Raw genomic sequence first — 20,182 nt, 5'->3', positions numbered from 1 at the left:
GTTCAATTGCGCACCCAGTGCACCAGCCGTGGCAGCGACCAGCCCTTGTGCGGGTTGTGCGTTTCCGGGGTCTGGTCGTTGATCACCAGCAGTACCGGCAAGCCCAGCTGCTGGGTGATCTGCGCCGGGTGCTTGAAGCGATGGTCGAAGAACTCGCGCACGTACACCAGGGCGATGCCCAGCAGCAGGCCGGTGAGCATGCCGAACGGAATGATCAGCATCGGCTTGGGAAAGGCCGGCTCGGCGGGCTCATAGGGCGCACTGAGAATCCGTGCGTTGGACACGTCACCCGACAGCAGGCGCTCGCCACGGGCTTCCTCGTAGCGCTGGGTGTAGGTGAAGAACGCCTTGTGCAGGGCATCGATCTCGGTGTCCAGCTGACGCGCCTTGCTCTGGGTTTCCTGCAACTGGTGCACGCGGCTCTTGTAGTCGGCGATGCGCTGGGTTTTCTGCGCGATCACGTTCTGCACCACGGCCAGGTCCTTCTCGCGCTCCTGGATACGGTTGGCGACGATCTTGAGAAACTGCTGGCGCGTCTTGGCGATCTGCTCGCGCTGCAGCAGCATCTGCTCGCTGCCGGGCTGGAACACTGCCAGGTCGCTGACGTAGGTCAGTACCTGGGTGGTCAGCTGCTCGCCCAGTTGCTTGATCTCGCGGTCCTCGAAGGCCACGTTGTCGACGGTCTGGGTGAAGGTGAAGGGGAAGGCGAAGTCGCGCATGTTGGCGTTGCTGGCCGCAGCCAGGCTGGTCTTGAGGTATTCCAGCCACTGCTGGCTCTGCAGCAGGCGATCGCGGTACTGGTTGAGTGCCTGTTCCTCGGTGTTGATGGCATTGAGGCGGAAGGTGATCTCTTCCTTGGGGTCGGACGAGCCGATGCCTTCGAGCATGCCCAGGCGCTTGCTTTCCAGGTCATCCATGCGCACCTGGTACTGCATCTTCTTCTGCTCGTAGAACTCCTGCGGCAGTTCGTTGGACTGCAGGTTCTGGCGGTTGCGCAGGTAGTTGTCGAGCAGACGGCTGACAAACAGCGTACCGACCTTGGGGTCGGGGAAGCTGTAGGTGATGGACACCACGTTGGAGCCGGGCAGGGTCTCGATCTTCAGGTCCTTGATCGCGTCGTCGGTCAGGGTGTCGAGCTGGGTATCGCGTACCGGGTCGACCTCCAGCCCGAACAGGCTGCGCACCGGGTTGACCACATACTCGCGCAGCGGGTTGACGATCAGGCTGCGGATCGGCCCGAACACCAGGCGCTGCAGCAGGCCGGGGGGCACGTCATACAGGCCCTCGTCGCGCAGCTGGGTGATGGTCTGGCGGATCAGCGTGGGTGAACGCAGGATATTGCTCTCGGTCTCCATGTCGGCCAGCGAAGGCGGAATGAACTTGTCTGTCTCCTGGGCCAGGGCGGTGTTGGTATCGCTCTGGGAGAGCTTTTTCGACTGCACGATCACTTCGGCCGTGATGTCGAAGCTCTGCTTGAGCACCAGCGGCAGCAACAGAGCAATCACTGCGAACACCAGGAATACCCGCTTCACCAACTGACGGTTGGCGAAGAGGATCCTGAAGAATTCATGCAGGTAGTTTTCTTTGGTAGTCATGCGCGTGCACCTGCCTGGGTTTAGTTATCGCTGTCTTTGTTGTCGACGCGGTAGGAGAAGCTGAAGCCCACCCCCTGGAACAGCACCACGTCGGCCAGTTGCCGGGCCAGTTCGCCGGCGCTGGCCAGCTTGGTCTTGGGCACGTAGAGCATGTCGTCGGGCTGCAGGTAGGCCACCTGCGCGGCGCTGGCGTCCAGGGCCTTGTCGACGTTGTAGGGCACGGCCTGCACCTGGTTGCCGTTGCGCCGCATGATCACCACCGAGTCGAGCCGGGCCTTGAGGCTGGGCCCGCGGGCCAGGGTCAGGGCTTCGAGCACCGATACCGGGCGCCGGATCGGATAGGCGCCGGGCTGGGCCACCTCACCGAGCACATAGATCTCGTTGACCGCAGTGGACTTGAGCATCACGTCCACCGTCATGCGCCCGGGCAGGTCGGCGTAGCGCTTGTTGAGGAAGGTCTGCAGCTGGGTGACGGTCATGCCCTGCAGCGGCACCGCGCCCACCTCCGGAAAGCTGGCCTGGCCGTCGGTGCCCACGGTGATCTCGCGGCTCATGCCGGTGGCGGGGTGGTTGAGTGCGCTCTTGAGGTTCTGTTCGTTGGTCAGCGGGCTGATCACCTGCACGGTCATCTGGTCGCGGTTGGGCTGGAACAGGCGCTTGTTGCGGTAGGCCTGCTGGATGGCCTGGCGCGCTTCGTCCGGGGTCATCCCGGCGACGTTCACCGAGGTGTTGGCCCGTGGCAGTTCGATGGTGCCATCGGGCAGCACCAGCTGGTTGCCGTTGAGCGAGCTGGCCGCAAGGAAGCCCAGGCCGACGGTGTCACCGGGCTGGATGCGATAGGCCTGCGAGCCGCTGGTGCTGATATGGAAGATCACATCGAGCACGTCCCCCGGGCGCAGCGCCTGCTCGCCGCGTGGCAGCTCGGTGTCCTGGGCGTTGGCCGCGTTGGCAGTCATGATCTGCACCGGCATCTGGCGTGGCTCCTGGCTGGTGCAGGCTGCCAGAGGCAGCAGCGCCAGCAGGGCGAACAGTTTCACATTCATAGCGTCATCCTTAGCCTGGCTGCTCAGAGATTGTTGTAAAGCCATTTGGGCATGTAGTAGCGGCGTCGGTTGAACACGCTGCCGATCAGTTTGGCGCCGGCCTGGGTCAGGCGCTGGGCGGCGGCCTGGGCGACCTCCCAGCGGGTGTCCTCGGCGGTGACCACCAGGATCACGCCATCGACCAGGGTGCCGATCACCAGGCTGTCGACGCTGGAGTACACCGCCTCGCCGTCGATGACCACGAAGCGGTAGTGCGCGCTGAGCTGGCTCAGCAGGGCACGCAGGCGGTCCGGGTTGAGGCGTTCGTTGCCACGCCGGTACTGGCCGCACGGCAACATGTCGAAAGGCTGGTCTGACACCCGCACCAGGCAGTCCTGCAGCACGGGCGGGGTGTCCTGCTCGAACAGCAGGTCGCGAAAGCCGGACAGCTTCTGCAGGCCCATCTGCTGGGTCAGGCTGTTGCTGGTAGGGCTGCTGTCCACCAGCAGTACCGGTCCGCCGCTCATCAGCGTCAGCTGCTTGGCGAAGGCCAGCGCACTGGTGCTGGTACCGCTGCCGGTATTGGCCGCGGTCAGCAGCAGCACGCGCTGCTCCTGGTCCAGCACGGTGGACGTCAGGTTGGTTTCGCTGGGGGTGGCGATGGTCAGACTTCTCGAAGTAGAACCGTCCATTCAACTTGCTCCGTGGCCGCTGAAGACTTTGAAGGGGGTCTTGAGCAGGATCTTCAGGTCCAGGCTCAAGCTCTGTTCGGCGATGTAACTCAGGTCAAGCTCGACCCGCTGGTCGAAGTCGATGTTGCTGCGCCCCGAGATCTGCCACAGGCCGGTCATGCCGGGGTAGATGCTCAGGCGCGCCAGGTGGCTGTCCTTGTAGCGATAGGCGTTGAAGGAGGTCGGGCGAGGGCCCACCAGGCGCATTTCGCCGCGGATCACGTTGAACAGGTTGGGCAGCTCGTCCAGGCTGCTGCGCCGCAGGAAGCTGCCGATGCGGGTTACGCGCGGGTCCTTGTCGATCTTGAAGTCGATGGCGTCGGCGCCGTGCTTGTTCAGGTGGCGCACCGACTCCTTGAGGTCCTCGGCGTTGGCGACCATGGTGCGGAACTTGTACATGCCGAAGCTGCGCCCGCGGTAGCCGGTGCGCTGCTGCACGAAGAACACCGGGCCGGGGCTGCTCAGCTTGACCAGCACGGCCAGCACCAGCAGCAGCGGTGAAATCAACAGCACGATCATCAGCGCACCGATGAACGACAGTACGCGGTTGGTGCGCGACAGCGTCCACGGCCGCCCGCCGGCGCGCCCGGTCATCCAGCCACGGCCCTGCATGTGAATCGCCGCATCGATGCGCATGCGGTGATTGGGGTCCATGCGTTTGTCCTGGCGCAGGGCCTGGGTTTCAGCACTTTTCTGTTGGCCTGTCATACCACCCTCCGTTGATGCTCGGGCGCGGCAACCGGCGTTTGCCCGATGGACCGCACAGCGTCGTCGGGCGTGTGCGCGTAATAATCGACGAACCAGGCGACGAAGCGGCGCAGCCCTTCGTCCAGCGAGATGCACGGGGTGAAGCCGGTGGCCTGGGCCAGGGCACTGGCATCGGCGCAGGTGTCCAGCACGTCACCGGGCTGCAGGGGCAGCAACTCGACCTGGGCGGTGCGCTGCAGGTGTTTTTCCAGCAGCGCCACGTAGTCGGTCAGGGCCACCGGGCGTTGCCCGCCGATGTTGTAGATGCGCCAGGGCGCATGGCTGCTGGCCGGGTCGCTGGCCAGGCGGTCCCAGGCCGGGTCGCTGACCGGGGCCAGCGGGACCAGGCGCACCAGGCTTTCGACGATGTCGTCGATGTAGGTGAAGTCGCGCTGGTGCTGGCCGTAGTTGAACAGCTTGAGCGGGTGGCCCTGGCTGATGGCCTGGGCGAACTGGATGGGCGACATGTCCGGGCGCCCCCACGGGCCGTACACCGTGAAAAAGCGCAGCCCAGTGGTGGGGATGGCGAACAGGTGGCTGTAGCTGTGGGCCATCAGTTCGTTGGCCTTCTTGCTCGCGGCGTACAGCGACAGCGGATGGTCCACTGCGTCCTGCACGGCATAGGGTGTGCGCTGGTTGCTGCCGTACACCGAGCTTGAGGAGGCATACAGCAGGTGCTGCACCGGATGGCGGCGGCAGGCCTCGAGCATGTTGAGGAAACCCACCAGGTTGCTGTCCACGTAGGCGCGCGGGTTGTCCAGCGAATAGCGCACCCCGGCCTGGGCGGCCAGGTGGATCACCACCTCGGGGGCGAATTCGGCGAACAGCGCCTCGATGCCTGGGCCGTCGGCCAGGTCCAGGCGGCGCAGGTCGAAATCGCCGGCCTGGGCCTGGACCCAGCGCACGCGGTCTTGCTTGAGCGCGGGGTCGTAGTAGTCGTTGAAGTTGTCCAGGCCCACGACCTGATGGCCGTCGCGCAACAGGCGCAGTGTGCAGTGTGCGCCGACGAAGCCGGCCGCACCGGTGACCAGTATTCTCATGGCGCCGATACCTGCGGTTGTACCTGGCGCAGGCCGATGCCGCTGTAGGTCAGGCCGAAGGTTGCCACCTGTTCGGGGCTGTAGAGGTTGCGTCCGTCGATGATCAGGCGTTGGCGCAGCTTTTGCGCCAGCAGGTTGAAATCCACCACCCGGAAGGTCTTCCACTCGGTGCAGATCACCAGCGCATCGGCATCTTCCAGGGTGTCGTCACGGGTGGCGCACAGTTGCAGGTCATCGCGGTAGCCATACAGGCGCCGGCATTCGGCCATGGCTTCGGGGTCGAAGGCGCGCACCGTGGCGCCCTCGGCCCACAGCGCCTCCATCAGGTAGCGGCTGGGGGCTTCGCGCATGTCGTCGGTATTGGGTTTGAAGGCCAGGCCCCACAGGGCGATGGATTTGCCCTTCAGGCTGCCGGGGAAGCCGCGCTTGAGCTTGCTGAACAGGATCTGGCGCTGGCTGTCGTTGATTTCGCTCACGCTCTGCAGCAGGCGCAGCGGCATGCCGCTGTGTTCGGCGGTATGCAGCAGCGCACGCAGGTCCTTGGGGAAGCACGACCCGCCAAAGCCACAGCCCGGGTAGATGAAGTGGTAGCCGATGCGTGGGTCCGAGCCGATGCCCTTGCGCACCGATTCGATGTCGGCACCGAGGAACTCGCTGAGGTTGGCCAGTTCGTTCATGAAGCTGATGCGCGTGGCGAGCATGGCGTTGGCTGCGTACTTGGTCAGCTCGGCGCTGCGGTTGTCCATGAACATGAGCTTTTCATGATTGCGGCAGAACGGCGCGTACAGCTCGGACAACTGCTGCTGGGCCTGGTCATCGGCGGTACCGACGATGATCCGATCCGGGCGCATGCAGTCGGCCAGGGCGCTGCCTTCCTTGAGAAACTCGGGGTTGGAGACCACCCGCACCTGCAGTTGATGCTTGCCCAGCCGGTCGAGCTCCTCGCGGGCGAGCGCGGCCACCTTGTCGGCGGTGCCCACCGGCACGGTGGACTTGATGATCAGGGTGCGGTGCGCCGCCATCAGGCCGGCGATCTGCCGGGTGACGCCCAGCACGTGGGAAAGGTCGGCCGAGCCGTCTTCGTCCGGTGGGGTGCCGACTGCAATGAAGATCAGCTCGGCGTGGGCGACGGCATCGCTGGCCTGGGTACTGAACGACAGCCGACCTTCCTTGATGTTTTCCTCGAGCATGCCCGACAGGCCAGGCTCATGAATAGGTGGAACACCTTGTCGCAACTGACTGATTTTATGGGCGTCTACATCGACACAAAGTACCCGGTGACCTACGTCAGCCAAAGCGGCAGCTTGCACAAGTCCGACATAACCGGTGCCAAATACGCTCACATCCATGCTGGCGTGCCTCGTATGGAGTAATGAAAGTGAAACAGCGGGTGTGAATTCGGTATAGACCAGCTGAGCCGGTTTGTGTCAAACCTATGGCATGTATCTGTAGAGTTACAGGTGGTAGGAGTTCCACTGTTTTGCCATCAACCCTTTTCCAATCCGTACCTTAGCGTCGAAATGGGCTGGCACTTGGCCGGTTGTCAATGCGATGAACGGTCGTAGCCCGCGTAAAACGTGGCTCGTGGAATGTGGGTTGTTTCGCGAATGCATCAGATTCCCGCTTGAAAAACGTCATAATCGGCGCCCTGCATTTCGTCATTTTTTTGACAAACTGTGGTTTGCGCTTTGTCGGCATCCTGCTACCGTGTGGGAAACCTCAGTGGGCTGGGGGGAAACATTTCTGGCGGGGAAGTCATGCGCGTTTACATCAAGGGACTGTTGCTGCTGGTCTACCTTCTGAGTTTCCATGCGTACTACCTCGAGCGTCTCGAGGCGATCGGGCTGGGGGTGGCACTGGTGTTGTATGCCGGTGTGTTCGTGCTGCTGGTGGCTGCCCTGTGGCTGTGCGCGAACATACGCCAGGGCCTGGTGCGCTGGCTGTTTGCAGTGGGGTTCTGTGCCAGCGCGGTGTTTTTCGACGCCTATACGCGCATAACCGCCGAGTACCTCACCTACAGCGCCTTCGTTTCGATGGTGTATTCGGGTGGGTTCATCGGCGAGGCGCTTGAGCAGTACCACAGCGTGATCCTGGGGGTCGCGGCCAAGGGGCTGCTGTTGCTGCTGGGGCTGGGCCTGCGCCCGGACCCGGTGCAGCGGCTGCCCGGCACCCTGGCGTGGGCCGCACCGCTGCTGGGCCTGGCGCTGTTGACCGGCATCCTGTTCGTGCGTGCCGGCGAGGGCGCACGCGGCCTGCCGGTGATGTACACGCCGCTGGCCTACCTGAACCTGTTCCTCTACGAATCGCTGCACGACAGCGTGGGCCCGCGCCAGCCAGTGACACTGGCGCGCAGCGGCCCGCCATTGGCGCGCGATATCGTGCTGATCATCGACGAGAGCGTTTCGGGCAACTACCTGGACCTCAATACCCCCAACGGGGTCACCAGCAACCTCACCCACCCCCAGCCGGGGGCCAGCATCTTCAACTACGGCTATGCCGCCTCCATCGCCAATTGCAGCGCCGACACCAACGTCACGCTGCGCTACGGCGGCACCCGCAGCGATTACCTGCGCATCAACTCGACCCTGCCGTCGATCTGGCAGTACGCCAAACAGGCCGGGCTTGGCACCGTCTACATCGACAGCCAGCGCACCGGCGGCAACCTGCAGAACCTGATGGATGCCACCGAAAAGCGCGACATCGACCAGTTCATCCAGTTCGATACCACCCCGGTGCGCGACCGCGACATGGCCGCACTGCAAAAGCTCGTGGAGCTGCTGGGCGACGGCAAGCCGCAACTGATCGTGATCAACAAGGTGGGGGTGCATTTTCCGGTGCACGACAAGTACCCGGATGCGTTCATGACCTACACGCCGGCGTTGCCGCGGGGCCACTATGCCGACATCGCCGATACCGGTCAGCGCGACGGGTTCAGTGGTACCCCGCAGGACTGGGTGCTGTACCGCAACTCGTACAAGAACAGCGTGCTGTGGAGCGTGGGCGAATTCTTCAAGCGCCTGTTTGCCCAGGCCGACCTGAGCCAGGCGGTGATCATCTACACCTCCGACCATGGCCAGGACCTGCATGAACGCGGCAACCCGGGGCTCAACACCCACTGTGGCGAGAACCCGGTGGAGGAAGAGGGCCTGGTGCCGCTGGTGGTGATCCAGGGCCAGGGCCTGAAGACCCTGGACTGGCAGGCGCAACTGGCGACCAACAAGGACCGCTCCAGCCACTACAACATCTTTCCCACGCTGCTGCAGTTGCTGGGGTATGACGCCGCGGCGGTCGAGCCGATCTACGGACACGCGCTCAACGTGCCGACCAACGATCCGTTCAGTTTCAACTACCGCTTCAATGCACGCCTTGGTGCCAAGCCCGAGTTCAAGCATATCGACCTGGACGTGGTGGTCACACCGGGGCCGCAGGGCATGCCGGTGGGCACGGCCCAGTGAGCTGACCGGGCCGATGCCTCAGGAACCGGAGGCCGGGCACCCGGCCCGGGTGTCATCGGCCGCCTGGGCTATGAGCCCTGCAAGGCGCGCCACGTTGCGTTGCTGGGCTGCTACCAGCTCGGCGATCCCGGTGCCCGCCGCACTGCGTACCAGGCTGTGGCAGCGCAGGGCGGGGCGGTTGGCATCGCCGCCCAGCGTACGCAGGCGCCAGCGCGCCTCAAGCAGGGCGTATTGCCCGGGTACCGAGTCGAAGCGCTGCACCTCCAGGCGCAGGCCCAGGGTGCGCGGTGCATTGCTGTTGAGCTGGCCGCTCAAGGCGCTGCGCAGTTCATCCACCAGGCTGGCGCCCCACCATTCACTGTCGAGCACCGCCAGGCCGCTGTCGCCCTGACGCACGACGATCTGCTCGCGGTCGACCTGGGGCGGCACGCTGATGGACTCTATGCGTACGTCTACCGCACGGGTCGCCCCGGCCTGCAGCTGCGCAGGCACCAGGGTGTGGTAGTGCACCGGCTCGCTGCGACAGGCCGCCAGCAACAGCGCGATGCCAAGCAGCGAAGGTTTGAGCAGATAGGTCATGGGGCGGGCTCCAGTGCTCATTGGCGCGAGGAAGGTTGCAAGGCATCGGCAGGGGCATTGTCGGGCCGCCCGCGCAGCAGCGACTCGGGGTTGCGCTTGAGGTAGTCGGCCAGCTCGCGCATCGAGCGCGTCATGCGGCCCAGGTCGTCCAGGGTCTGCGACAGCTGCTCGCGCTGTGGCGAGTCGTCGGCCAGGGTCGCATTGGCACTCTTGAGCGTGGTGCTCATGTCCTGCAGGGTGCCCTCGATGCCGGGCAAGGTCTTGCCGTTGAACTGCTTGAGCGCCTTGCGCAGCTCCACCAGGTTGGCGTCCAGGTTGCCGGCGATGCGTTCGATGGGCAGCTTGTTGATCTTCTCGACCATGGCCTGGAACTGCTCCTGCAGTTGCTCCAGGCTGCTGGGGATGGTCGGGATGGTGATGGGGCGCGCGCTCGGGTCGAAGGTCACCTTGGGCGCCTTGGGGTAGAAATCCAGGGCGATGTACAACTGCCCGGTCAACAGGTTGCCGCTGCGGGCCTGGGCGCGCAGGCCGTTGTCGATGAAGGTGCCCATCAGGCGGACGCCGGCCTGTTCATCGTCAGGGTTGTGATTGAGCACCTTGAGCATCTTGGTATGCGCCTGGCCCAGGCGTTGCGGGTAGATCACGATGCCCACATTCACCGGAAAAGTGCGGGTCTTGGCGTCGAAGTCGAGGTTGATGGCGACTACCCGGCCGAATTCCATGCCCAGGAACTCCACCGGTGCGCCCACCTTGAGCCCGCGCAGCGACTGGTCGAAGCGCAGCGCCAGGTACTGCGCCTTGCCCGCCGGCGGGGCGAGGGCGGCGGGGCGGTCGTCGAACAGCTCGAAGGTCTTGTCCTCGGCTGCCGGCTGGTCGTCGGGGCTGTAGTCCGGGGCCCTGAAGGCCACGCCGCCGACCATCAGCGATGACAGCGACTCGGTGCGCAGGGCAAAGCCGTTGGCACCCACCTCGACATCCACGCCGCTGGCGTTCCAGAACCGCGTGTTGTCGGTGACGAAGGCATCGTTGGGGGCGTGCACGAACACTTCGACATTGACCCCTTTGCCGTTGGCGTCCAGCGCGTACGACACCACCTGGCCGACCTGGATCTTGCGGTAGTACACCGGCGAGCCGACGCCCAGCGAGCCGAGGTCGGAGGCATGCAGGTTGAAGCGCTTGCCGGGTTCGCCGTAGGTGATTGGCGGTGGTGTCTCCAGGCCGGTGAAGGTCTTGGCGCGGGTGTCCGACTGCCCGGCATCGGCGCCGATGAAGTCACCGGAGAACAGCGTGTCGATACCCGTTACGCCGCCCGCACCGATGCGCGGGCGCACCACCCAGAACAGCGAGTCCTGGCGGGTGAAGTTCTCGGCCTGCTTGACCAGCTTGATGGTGGCGGTGACGCTCTTCTGGTCCTGGCTGAGTTCCACTTCGCTGACCTGGCCGATCACCACGTTGCGGTACTTCACTGCTGTCTTGTTGGCCTCCAGCCCCTGGCCGGTCTTGAAGGTGACCTGGATACTGGGGCCCTCCTGCAGCCAGTTGTGCACCACCAGCGAGATGCCCACCAGCACTGCCACGATCGGCACGATCCACACCAGCGACACGCTGAAGCGCCGGGTCTGCACCGCCGGGCGAGCCGGTTGTGCCGCGCTGTGGTTGCTGTCTTCACTCATGCGCGGGTTCCTTGCCGTTGGGCGGTTGCCAGATCAGGCGGGGGTCGAAGCTCATGGCCGCGAGCATGGTGAACACCACCACCATGCCGAAAAACAGAATGCCCAGGCGCGGCTCGATGTCGCCCAGGGCCTGGAACTTGACCAGTGCGGCAACCAGCGCCACCACGATCACATCGAGCATCGACCAGTAGCCGATCAGCTCGACGAAGCGGAACAGCTTCGAACGCTGGCGCTGGGCCCAGGTACTGCCGCGCTGCACCGTCACCAGCAGCAGGCCCAGGGCCACGAACTTGGTGGCCGGCACCGCGATGCTGGCGATGAAGATGATCAGTGCGATGTCCCATGAGCCATGGGCCCAGAACTCGAGCACGCCGCTCATGATGGTGCTGTCGTCGCCGGCACCGAACAGCTTGGTGTTCATCACCGGCAGCAGGTTGGCCGGGATGTAGAACACCAGGGCGGCGATCAGGTACGCCCAGGTTCGGGTCAGCGACTCGGGCTTGCGCTCATGCAGCGGCGCTGCGCAGCGAGGGCACTGGGTGGGGTGGTCGCGGTTGTCGCAGGCCAGCCCGCAGGCATGGCACAGCACCAGGCCCAGCTCGCTGGCCAGCGGCGGCGCGTTCAAGACAGGTACACCCACAGGTCGCGGATATCGCGCCCGGCCAGGCGGATCATCAGCAGGCTCAGGGCGGCCAGGGCGATCAACCCCAGGCCTGGCAGCACATCGAGCAGCCCGGCCAGCTTGAACACCGCCACCATTGACCCCAGCAGGCACACCTCCAGCATGCTCCACGGGCGCAGGGTTTCCAGCCAGCGCATGCACAGGCTGAAGGCCGGCGAGCGGCGTCGGCCCAGGGCATGCACCAGCACCCACAGCAGCAGCAACAGCTGGAACATCGGCGCGATGATGATCGCGATGGCGGCCACCAGGGCGATGAAGGTGATCGGCCCGGTGGCCAGGGCGCGCACCGAGTCCCATAACGTGGCGCTGTTGTGCAGGCCTTGCAGGCTGATGCTCATCACCGGGTAGAAGTTGGCGAACATCCACAGGATCGCTGCAGTGAGGCTCAGCGCCAGGCGCTGCTGTACATCCAGGCCGTTATGGCGCTGCAGCACGGCGCCGCAACGCAGGCATAGCGCTTTCTGGTGTTTGGCGAGCTCGACCCGTTCATACACGCAGTCGCAGTGTTCGCAGATGATCAACCGATCGGTGCTGGCCACGCTTGGCACTCGCAACAGGGACTAGCTCAATATAGAAGCGCATGGCAATTGAGCAAATCGGCGCCGTTGGGCCATGGTCTATGCTTGACCCTTTGACCCCTTCCAACGCCGCTTTGCAGGAGGCCTGCGCATGCCTACGCGTCGCCGTTTTCTCGCCACCAGTGCTGCCCTGGCCGCTGGCCTGGGGCTGCTGCTGAGCCGCCCGCACGCCCTGGCGCAGCCCCACACGGCGCTGCTCGAGCGCAAGGTGCCGTCCACCGGCGAGGCCTTGCCGGTGATCGGCGCCGGCACCTCGGGCAGTTTCGAGGTGACGGCAGGTTCCCCCGAGTACCAGCAGCTCAAAGCGGTGCTGCAGGTGTTCTTCGACGGTGGCGGCCGGGTCATCGATACCTCGCCCAACTATGGCGGCGCCGACGCGATACTGGGCCAGTTGCTGGAGGAGGGCGGTTGGCGCGAGCGCACCTTCCTGGCCACCAAGATCGCCGCCGACAGCCAGGCTGCGGCGCAGGCGCAATGGGCCCAGACGCTGCGCAGCCTGCGCACCGACAAGGTCGATCTGCTGCAGGTGCACAACCTGCGCGACTGGCAGCGCCAACTGCCCTACGCCCGTGAACTCAAGGCCCAGGGCAAGACCCGTTACGTGGGCGTTACCCATTACACCGATGGCGGGCTGGACGAACTGGAGCGCATCCTGCGCCGCGAGCCGCTGGACTTCATCCAGATCCACTATTCGGTGAATGCACCTGGCGCCGCGCGCACGGTGCTGCCGCTGGCACAGGACAAGGGCGTGGCGGTACTGATCAACCGCGCCTTCGACGACGGCAGGCTGTTTGCCAGGGTCAAGGGCCAGCCGTTGCCGGGCTGGGCCGGCGAAGCCGGCATTGGCAGCTGGGCGCAGCTGTTTCTCAAATTTGCCCTCAGTCACCCGGCAGTGACGACCGTGATCCCGGCCACCAGCCGCCCGGACCGTCAACGCGACCAGCTCAAGGCCGGCAGTGGCGCGTTGCTCGACACGGCCCGGCAGCAGGCGCTGATCAAGATGTTCGGCTGATGCGCCTGCTGGGCCGGCTGTTCACCTTTCACGACGACGAAACCCCGGCGGTGGTGGGCGGCCTTGCGCTGTTCTTCCTGCTGTTCGCCGGCTATTTCATGCTGCGACCGGTACGCGAGACCATGGGGGTGGCCGGCGGCGTCGACAACCTTCAATGGCTGTTCACCGGCACCTTCATCGTCACCTTGCTGGCATTGCCGCTGTTCGGCTGGGTGGTGGCGCGGGCCCGGCGGCGCAGGATCTTGCCCTGGACCTACGGCTTTCTGGCAAGCAACCTGCTGGCCTTCGCCCTGGTGTTCGCGGTGCAGCCCGACAACCTGTGGGTGGCCCGGGCGTTCTACATCTGGCTGTCGGTGTTCAACCTGCTGAGCATCTCGCTGGCCTGGAGCGTACTGGCCGACCTGTTCAGCAACGAGCAGGCCAAGCGCCTGTTCGGGTTGCTGGCAGCCGGTGCGAGCCTGGGCGGGCTGGTGGGGCCGATACTGGGTACCCTGCTGGTGGGCGTGGTCGGGCATGCCGGGCTGGTGCTGCTGGCCACGCTGTTTCTGCTGGGCAGCATCGGCGCGGCAACCTACCTGCAGCGCTGGCGCGACCGTGCGCCCTTGCCGGCGGAGGCCGAACACCCGCGCTCCCGGCCGCTGGGCGGCAACCCGTTCGCCGGGGCCGGCGAGGTGCTTCGCTCGCCCTACCTCTTGATGCTGGCGCTGTTCGTGGTGCTGCTGGCCAGCATCAGTACCTTCCTGTACTTCGAGCAGGCGCGGCTGGTGGCACAGACCTTTACCGACCGCACCCGCCAGACCCAGGTGTTCGGCCTGATCGACACCGTGGTGCAGGCGCTGGCGATCCTCACCCAGTTGTTTTTCACAGGGCGCATCGCGCGGCGCATGGGGGTGGGCGTGTTGCTGGTGGCGGTGCCGCTGGTGATGGTGGCCGGCTTCCTGTGGCTGGCCCTGGCCCCGGTGTTTGCGGTGTTCGTGGTAGTGATGGTGGTGCGCCGTGCGGGGGAGTATGCGCTGGTACGGCCGGGGCGCGAGATGCTGTACACCGTGTTGCCGGCCGAGCAGAAGTACCGCGCCAAGAACTTCATCGACACGGTGGTCTATCGCGGTGGCGATGCGCTCAGTGGCTGGGTCAAGCGCGGGCTGGATGTGCTGGGTGAGCACCCGCAACTGGCGATGCTGATCGGGGCGGGGATTGCGCTGGGGTGGGCGGCGACCGGGGGCTGGCTGGGCAGACGGCAGCGGCGATTGGAGCAACGCAATTGAACGGTGTTGGCTTGCTTCGCCGGCAAGGCCGGCTCCTACAGGGGGTTGCGCCGTTCACAGAACCCCGTAGCAGCCGGCCTTGCCGTGCAGTCAGTCGAGCACTGCCACCGGTTCCGGGTTGCGGCTCACCCACCAGCCAAACCCGGCGGCGGTAAAGAACATGATCAGGCTGTACAGCGCCGCCGGAATGGCCATGGTCGAGTTGTTGAGCAGGGTCGGGCTCAGCGCCAGTGCAATCGCCAGCGTACCGTTGTGGATGCCGATCTCCATGCCGATGGCGATTGCCTGGCGCTTCGGAATCTTCAGCATCCGCGGCACATAGTAGCCCAGCCCCAGGCTCACCAGGTTGAACAACAGCGCGGCTGCGCCTACCAGGGGCGCGTACTCGACCACGGTGGCCCAGTCTTTCATCAGCGCCAGCATCACCGTGCCGGCCAGAAACAGCGCCGCCACCAGCTTCATCGGTTTCTCCATGCGCGCCGCGAAGGCCGGGGTCAGGCGCCGCACCAGCATGCCCAGCGCCACCGGCACCAGCACGATGGCAAACACCTGCAGCACCTTGGCGAACTGCAGCGGGATGGCCTGGTCGGCGCTCATGAAGTAGCTCAGCGACAGGTTGACCAGCAGCGGCATGGTCAGGATCGCGATCAGCGAGTTCACCGCCGTCAGCGTGATGTTGAGCGCCACGTCACCGTGCGCCAGGTGGCTGAACAGGTTGGCGGTGGTGCCGCCGGGCGAGGCCGCCAGCAGCATCAGGCCGACCGCCAGGGCCGGTGCCAGGCCAAAACCGTTGGCAATCAGAAAGCAGATGAAGGGCAGCAGCAGGATCTGGCACACCAGGCCGATGAACACCGGCTTGGGGTATTTCACCACCCGGGCGAAGTCGGCCAGGGTCAGCGAAAGCCCCAGGCCGAACATGATGATGCCCAGCGCAACGGGCAGGAAGGCGGTCAGCAATGGCGAAGCGGTCATGGCAGCAACTCGCAGAAAAGAGGTGTCGGCATTCTAGGCCACCAGATCGCCATGTGCTGCTGGGGAGGCCCCGTAGATACAAGTCTTTACGAAAAGGTGCGCAGCGTGCACCGGGCAGGTTGCGCGCACCGTTATGGGGCAAATGCATGCACCGCTCGGGTCGCCCGCCGCGCTCAAGGGGCGTGGCAGAGCGATTCCCGGGCGTTGGGCACAGCCCTTGCTAAAGTCTGTTGAAAGGCCCGGGTACTGGAAGACAGCAGCCAATTAGAAGAAGCCGTTACGAACACGGCGAGGAGTGGGGTATGTCCGGAGCTTTTTTTGACGAAATGTATGCCGCAGGGGGCCAGTGTCGCCCGCATTACCGCGAGTTTGCCCGCTGGCTGGCGGACACGCCGCTGGAACTGCTGGCGCAACGCCGCCGCGAAGCCGACCTGCTGTTCCACCGCGCAGGCATCACCTTCACGCTCTACGGTGACGAGCAGGGCACCGAACGCCTGATCCCGTTCGACATCATTCCGCGCAGCATCAAGGCCAGCGAATGGCAGGTCATCGAGCGTGGCTGCATCCAGCGGGTGCAGGCACTGAACATGTTCCTGGCCGATATCTACCATGAACAGCGCATCCTCAAGGCCGGCATCATCCCGGCCGAGCAGGTGCTGGCCAACGAGGGCTACCAGGTGGCCATGCGTGGCCTGGGGCTGCACCGGGGCCTCTATGCGCATATCGCGGGGGTGGATCTGGTGCGCGATGGCGACGGCAGCTACTACGTGCTCGAGGACAACCTGCGCACCCCCAGCGGCGTGAGCTACATGCTCGAAGACCGCAAGATGATGATGCGCCTGTTCCCCGAGCTGTTCGCCGCCCAGCGCATCGCGCCCATCGACCATTACCCCAACCTGCTGCTCGACACGCTCAGGAGCGCCAGCCCGCTGGACAACCCCACGGTGGTGGTGCTGACCCCGGGGCGCTTCAACAGCGCGTACTTCGAGCATGCGTTCCTGGCCCGCGAAATGGGGGTGGAACTGGTGGAAGGCGCCGACCTGTTCGTGCGTGACGACCGCGTGTTCATGCGCACCACCTGCGGCCCCCAGCCGGTGGACGTGATCTACCGCCGGCTGGATGACGCCTTCCTCGACCCGTTGACCTTCAACCCTGAGTCGATGCTCGGGGTGCCCGGCCTGATTGCCGCCTACCGCCTGGGCAACGTGGTGCTGGCCAATGCGGTCGGCACCGGGGTGGCGGACGACAAGTCGATCTACCCCTACGTGGGCGAGATGATCCGCTTCTACCTGGACGAAGCGCCGATCCTGAAGAACGTGCCCACCTGGCAGTGCCGCAAGCCGGCCGAGCTGTCCCATGTGCTGGCCAACCTGGAGCACCTGGTGGTCAAGGAAACCCAGGGTTCGGGCGGCTACGGCATGCTGGTGGGGCCGGCGTCGACGGCAGCGCAGATCGAAGCGTTCCGCCTGCGCCTCAAGGCTCGCCCGCAGGACTACATCGCCCAGCCCACCTTGTGCCTGTCCACCTGCCCGACCTTTGTCGAAAGCGGCATCGCCCCGCGCCATATCGACCTGCGCCCGTTCGTGCTGTCGGGCAGCCAGACCCGCCTGGTGCCCGGCGGCCTCACGCGGGTGGCGCTGCGCGAAGGCTCGCTGGTGGTCAACTCGTCGCAGGGCGGCGGTACCAAGGACACCTGGGTGGTGGAGGACTGAACCATGCTTTCAAGAACCGCTGCAGACCTCTACTGGATGTCGCGTTACCTGGAGCGCGCGGAAAACCTCGCGCGCATGCTCGAAGTGAGCTACTCGCTGTCGCTGATGCCCCAGGCCGGGCGCAGCGACGGCCACGCGGAGCTGGCCATGTCGCTGCTGGCGGCCGGCACGCTGGAAGACTACAAGGCCCGCCACGGCGCGCTCGACACCGAGCACATGCTGCACTTCTTTGCCCTGGACGAGGCCAACCCCGGCAGCATCTACTGTTGCCTGCGTGCGGCGCGCAGCAATGCCCACGCCGTGCGCGGGCGCATCACCGCCGACATGTGGGAGAACATCAATGCCACCTGGCTGGAGATGCGCGCCATTGCCGGCAACGGCCTGGGCCGCTACGGCATCAGCCAGTTCTGCGAATGGGTGCGGGAGCGTTCGCACCTGTTTCGCGGGGCCACCTCGGGCACCATCATGCGCAACGAGGCCTATGGTTTCATTCGCCTGGGCACCTTCATCGAACGTGCCGACAACACCTTGCGCCTGCTGGATGCGCGCTACGAGATGTTTGGCGAGGAGTCGGAGGAGGTCAGCGACAAGTCGGCCCGTGGCTACTACCAGTGGAGCGCCTTGCTGCGCGCCCTGTCGTCGTTCGAGGCTTTCAACGAGATCTACCGCAACGCACCGAACGCCGAGCAGGTTTCGGAAATGCTGCTGTTGCGCGCCGAGGTGCCGCGCTCGCTGCATGCCTGCATCCAGGAGCTGGACCTTGAACTGTCCAACCTGCCCGGCATCAACGGCCGCCCGGCGCAGCGCCTGGCCGCCGGCCTCAACGCTCGCCTGCGCTACACCGGCATCGACGAGATCCTCGATGCAGGCCTGCACGCCTGGCTGATCGAGTTCATCGATCAGGTCCGCGACCTGGGCCAGGCCATTCACGACGCCTACCTGGAGGTGGTATGAAACTGTCCATTCGCCACGACACCACCTACAGCTATGCCAACGAGGTGTGCACCAGCATCCAGTTCCTGCGCCTCACGCCCCAGGACAGCGAGCGCCAGCGGGTCATCGACTGGCAGGTGGACATGCCGCGCAAGGTGCGCAGCCAGCTCGACCCCTATGGCAACGTGCTGCATGTACTGACCCTGGACGAGCCCCACGGCGAGATCGTGCTGTGCGCCCACGGCCAGGTGGAGATCGACCCCACCCGCGAGGTGGAGCCGGACCTGCAGTCGCCGCTGCCGTTTCTGCGCAGCAGCCCGCTGACCGCCGCCGACGAGGCGCTGCTGGCGTTTGCCGCGCAGCATTGCGGCGAGCGGCGCGACAGGGCGGCGCTGATCGAGCTGATGAATGCGCTGGCCGAGCACATGCCCTACAGCCCCGGCGCGACCGAGGTGGGCACTACCGCGGCCGAGTCGTTCGCCAGGCAGGCGGGGGTTTGCCAGGACCATACCCATGCGTTTCTGGCCTGTGTGCGCAGCCTGGGTATCCCGGCGCGCTATGTGTCGGGCTACCTGTGCACCGAGGACGCCACGCACCTGGCCAGCCATGCCTGGGCCGAAGCCTGGCTGGGGGAGGGCTGGTACAGTTTCGATATCACCAATCGGCTGGCCAGGCCCGAGCGCCACCTGAAGCTGGCGGTGGGGCTGGATTACCTGGATGCGTGCCCGGTGCGCGGAATGCGCCGGGGCGGGGGGATGGAGCACATGCTGGCCAAGGTGCAGGTGGAACTGATGGTGCAGGTGCAGTAGCCAGGCGATGCAAGGTGTCGACGCCATCGCGGGTCAAGCCCGCTCCCACAGGGGCCACGGCAATCCTGTGGGAGCGGGCTTGACCCGCGACGAGGCGCTGCAGATCGAGGGTCAGGCGCGCTCGATGGCCAACGCCACACCCTGCCCACCACCGATGCACAGGGTTGCCAGGCCCTTCTTCGCATCACGCTTGATCATCTCGTGCAGCAACGACACCAGCACCCGGCAACCCGAGGCACCGATCGGGTGGCCCAGGGCAATCGCGCCGCCGTTGACGTTGACCTTGCTCGCGTCCCAGCCCAGCTCCTGGCCCACCGACAACGCCTGGGCCGCGAAGGCTTCGTTGGCTTCGATCAGGTCCAGCTGATCCAGCGACCAGTCGGCCTTCTGCAGGCAGCGACGGGTCGCGCTGACCGGGCCGATACCCATGATCGCCGGGTCCACGCCCGCATTGGCATAGGCCGCAATGCGCGCCAGTACCGGCAGGCCCAGGGCCTTGGCCTTGGCCGCGCTCATCAGCAGCACCGCCGCTGCGCCGTCGTTGAGGCTCGAGGCGTTGCCCGCCGTCACGCTGCCGTCCTTCTTGAACGCCGGCTTGAGCTTGGCCAGCGACTCGGCGGTGGTGCCGGCGCGGGGCTGTTCGTCGGTGGCGAACACCAGCGGCTCACCCTTGCGCTGCGGGATCTGGATCGGGGTGATCTCGTCGGCAAAGCGGCCGGCCTCGATGGCCGCGCAGGCCTTTTGCTGCGAGGCGGCGGCAAAGGCGTCCTGGGCCTCACGGGTGATGGCGTACTTGTCCACTAGGTTCTCGGCGGTGATGCCCATGTGGTAGTCGTTGAAGGCATCCCACAGGCCGTCGCTGATCATGCTGTCGATCATGCTGGCATGGCCCATGCGCAGGCCGGTGCGCGCGGCAGGCAGCACGTAGGGGGCCAGGCTCATGTTCTCCATGCCGCCGGCGATGATCACCTCGGCGTCGCCACAGCGGATTGCCTGGGCGCCCAGGTGCAGGGCCTTGAGGCCCGAGCCGCAGACCTTGTTCAGGGTCAGGGCCGGTACCGCATGGGGCAGGCCGGCCTTGATCGCGGCCTGGCGCGCCGGGTTCTGGCCGCTGCCGGCGGTGAGCACCTGGCCCAGAATCACCTCATCCACTTCGCTGCCGGCCAGCCCGGTCTGCTCCAGCAGGCGGCGGATCACCGCTGCGCCCAGCTCCGGGGCCGGGATGGCGGCCAGCGAACCCTGGAAACTGCCGATGGCGGTACGAGTGGCCGCGACAATGACGACGTCTTGCATGGAATATTCTCCTTGTTAGTGGTCCAGTGGCGTGAGTGTTGCGCCATTACATATATTTGTTAAGTTGATTTTTGAGATGGATTG

At 65.4% G+C, this 20,182-nt stretch carries 18 protein-coding genes; 6 read left to right on the top strand and 12 right to left on the bottom strand.

Annotated elements, in window-relative coordinates; all coding sequences use genetic code 11:
- Positions 1-2: 2 nt before the first annotated feature.
- Genes DN388_RS10550 through DN388_RS10525 form a run of 6 tightly spaced genes read right to left on the bottom strand, consistent with a single transcriptional unit; the run spans position 3 to position 6,484 of the window.
- The gene (locus tag DN388_RS10550) at positions 3-1,595 is read right to left on the bottom strand and encodes a GNVR domain-containing protein (protein WP_043860605.1); all 1,593 of its coding nucleotides are present in this window, start codon (positions 1,593-1,595) and stop codon (positions 3-5) included.
- Positions 1,596-1,615: 20 nt separating this feature from the next.
- Complete coding sequence (locus DN388_RS10545) at positions 1,616-2,638, bottom strand: polysaccharide biosynthesis/export family protein (protein WP_043860606.1); 1,023 nt, start codon at positions 2,636-2,638, stop codon at positions 1,616-1,618.
- 23 nt (positions 2,639-2,661) lie between these two features.
- Entirely contained in the window at positions 2,662-3,309 is a 648-nt protein-coding gene (locus DN388_RS10540) for a CpsD/CapB family tyrosine-protein kinase (RefSeq protein ID WP_254999616.1), read from the bottom strand.
- Entirely contained in the window at positions 3,310-4,056 is a 747-nt protein-coding gene (locus tag DN388_RS10535) for a sugar transferase (RefSeq protein WP_043860608.1), read from the bottom strand.
- Positions 4,053-5,135, bottom strand: a complete 1,083-nt coding sequence (locus tag DN388_RS10530) for an NAD-dependent epimerase (RefSeq protein WP_088515059.1) — start codon at positions 5,133-5,135, stop codon at positions 4,053-4,055. Before DN388_RS10530 ends, DN388_RS10535 begins: the two co-directional genes overlap by 4 nt.
- A complete protein-coding gene (locus DN388_RS10525) occupies positions 5,132-6,484 on the bottom strand; it encodes a UDP-glucose/GDP-mannose dehydrogenase family protein (protein WP_254999612.1) in 1,353 nt (450 codons plus the stop codon). The genes DN388_RS10530 and DN388_RS10525 overlap by 4 nt, the downstream gene beginning before the upstream one ends.
- A gap of 408 nt (positions 6,485-6,892) precedes the next feature.
- On the opposite strand from DN388_RS10525, the gene DN388_RS10520 reads away from it, so the two are divergent.
- Positions 6,893-8,590, top strand: coding sequence for a sulfatase-like hydrolase/transferase (locus DN388_RS10520; RefSeq protein WP_058540222.1), 1,698 nt, complete (start codon positions 6,893-6,895; stop codon positions 8,588-8,590).
- An 18-nt stretch (positions 8,591-8,608) separates the two neighbouring features.
- On the opposite strand, the gene DN388_RS10515 is transcribed toward DN388_RS10520, so the two are convergent.
- The 4 genes from DN388_RS10515 to DN388_RS10500 are packed head-to-tail and all read right to left on the bottom strand — an operon-like array spanning position 8,609 to position 12,063.
- Complete coding sequence (locus DN388_RS10515) at positions 8,609-9,169, bottom strand: membrane integrity-associated transporter subunit PqiC (protein WP_043860612.1); 561 nt, start codon at positions 9,167-9,169, stop codon at positions 8,609-8,611.
- Positions 9,170-9,186: 17 nt separating this feature from the next.
- Entirely contained in the window at positions 9,187-10,842 is a 1,656-nt protein-coding gene (locus tag DN388_RS10510) for an intermembrane transport protein PqiB (protein WP_100632732.1), read from the bottom strand.
- Positions 10,835-11,467, bottom strand: a complete 633-nt coding sequence (locus tag DN388_RS10505) for a paraquat-inducible protein A (RefSeq protein ID WP_043860614.1) — start codon at positions 11,465-11,467, stop codon at positions 10,835-10,837. The genes DN388_RS10510 and DN388_RS10505 overlap by 8 nt, the downstream gene beginning before the upstream one ends.
- Entirely contained in the window at positions 11,464-12,063 is a 600-nt protein-coding gene (locus DN388_RS10500; RefSeq protein WP_043860615.1) for a paraquat-inducible protein A, read from the bottom strand. Before DN388_RS10500 ends, DN388_RS10505 begins: the two co-directional genes overlap by 4 nt.
- Before the next feature lie 130 nt (positions 12,064-12,193).
- Here DN388_RS10500 and DN388_RS10495 point away from each other — a divergent pair, with 130 nt between their 5' ends.
- Together DN388_RS10495 and DN388_RS10490 are read left to right on the top strand one after the other, a co-directional pair.
- Positions 12,194-13,114: an aldo/keto reductase gene (locus DN388_RS10495; protein ID WP_196932198.1), complete on the top strand. Its 921-nt coding sequence runs from the start codon at positions 12,194-12,196 to the stop codon at positions 13,112-13,114.
- Positions 13,114-14,379 carry an NTP/NDP exchange transporter gene (locus DN388_RS10490; protein ID WP_054914466.1) on the top strand — a complete coding sequence of 422 codons (1,266 nt, stop codon included), beginning with the start codon at positions 13,114-13,116 and terminating at the stop codon, positions 14,377-14,379. The genes DN388_RS10495 and DN388_RS10490 overlap by 1 nt, the downstream gene beginning before the upstream one ends.
- A gap of 90 nt (positions 14,380-14,469) precedes the next feature.
- Here the strand turns inward: DN388_RS10490 and DN388_RS10485 are convergent, their stop codons facing one another.
- The gene (locus DN388_RS10485; protein WP_254999601.1) at positions 14,470-15,351 is read right to left on the bottom strand and encodes a bile acid:sodium symporter family protein; all 882 of its coding nucleotides are present in this window, start codon (positions 15,349-15,351) and stop codon (positions 14,470-14,472) included.
- 302 nt (positions 15,352-15,653) lie between these two features.
- Between DN388_RS10485 and DN388_RS10480 the strand changes: the two genes are divergently transcribed.
- Genes DN388_RS10480 through DN388_RS10470 form a run of 3 tightly spaced genes read left to right on the top strand, consistent with a single transcriptional unit; the run spans position 15,654 to position 18,805 of the window.
- Positions 15,654-17,063 (top strand): circularly permuted type 2 ATP-grasp protein, encoded by a 1,410-nt coding sequence (locus DN388_RS10480; RefSeq protein ID WP_043861213.1) that lies wholly within the window; start codon positions 15,654-15,656, stop codon positions 17,061-17,063.
- Positions 17,064-17,066: 3 nt separating this feature from the next.
- Positions 17,067-18,017 carry an alpha-E domain-containing protein gene (locus DN388_RS10475; protein ID WP_043861214.1) on the top strand — a complete coding sequence of 317 codons (951 nt, stop codon included), beginning with the start codon at positions 17,067-17,069 and terminating at the stop codon, positions 18,015-18,017.
- Entirely contained in the window at positions 18,014-18,805 is a 792-nt protein-coding gene (locus DN388_RS10470) for a transglutaminase family protein (RefSeq protein WP_054914468.1), read from the top strand. The genes DN388_RS10475 and DN388_RS10470 overlap by 4 nt, the downstream gene beginning before the upstream one ends.
- A gap of 111 nt (positions 18,806-18,916) precedes the next feature.
- Here DN388_RS10470 and DN388_RS10465 read toward each other — a convergent pair whose 3' ends face one another.
- Entirely contained in the window at positions 18,917-20,098 is a 1,182-nt protein-coding gene (locus DN388_RS10465) for an acetyl-CoA C-acetyltransferase (protein WP_043861216.1), read from the bottom strand.
- Positions 20,099-20,182 lie beyond the last annotated feature (84 nt).

Origin of the sequence: Pseudomonas sp. S12(2018) (assembly GCF_024355235.1) — a bacterium.
Classification (GTDB): Bacteria; Pseudomonadota; Gammaproteobacteria; order Pseudomonadales; family Pseudomonadaceae; genus Aquipseudomonas; species Aquipseudomonas palmensis.
Note: the sequence above shows the minus strand (reverse complement) of the source record. Positions and strands in the feature narration are given on the sequence as shown.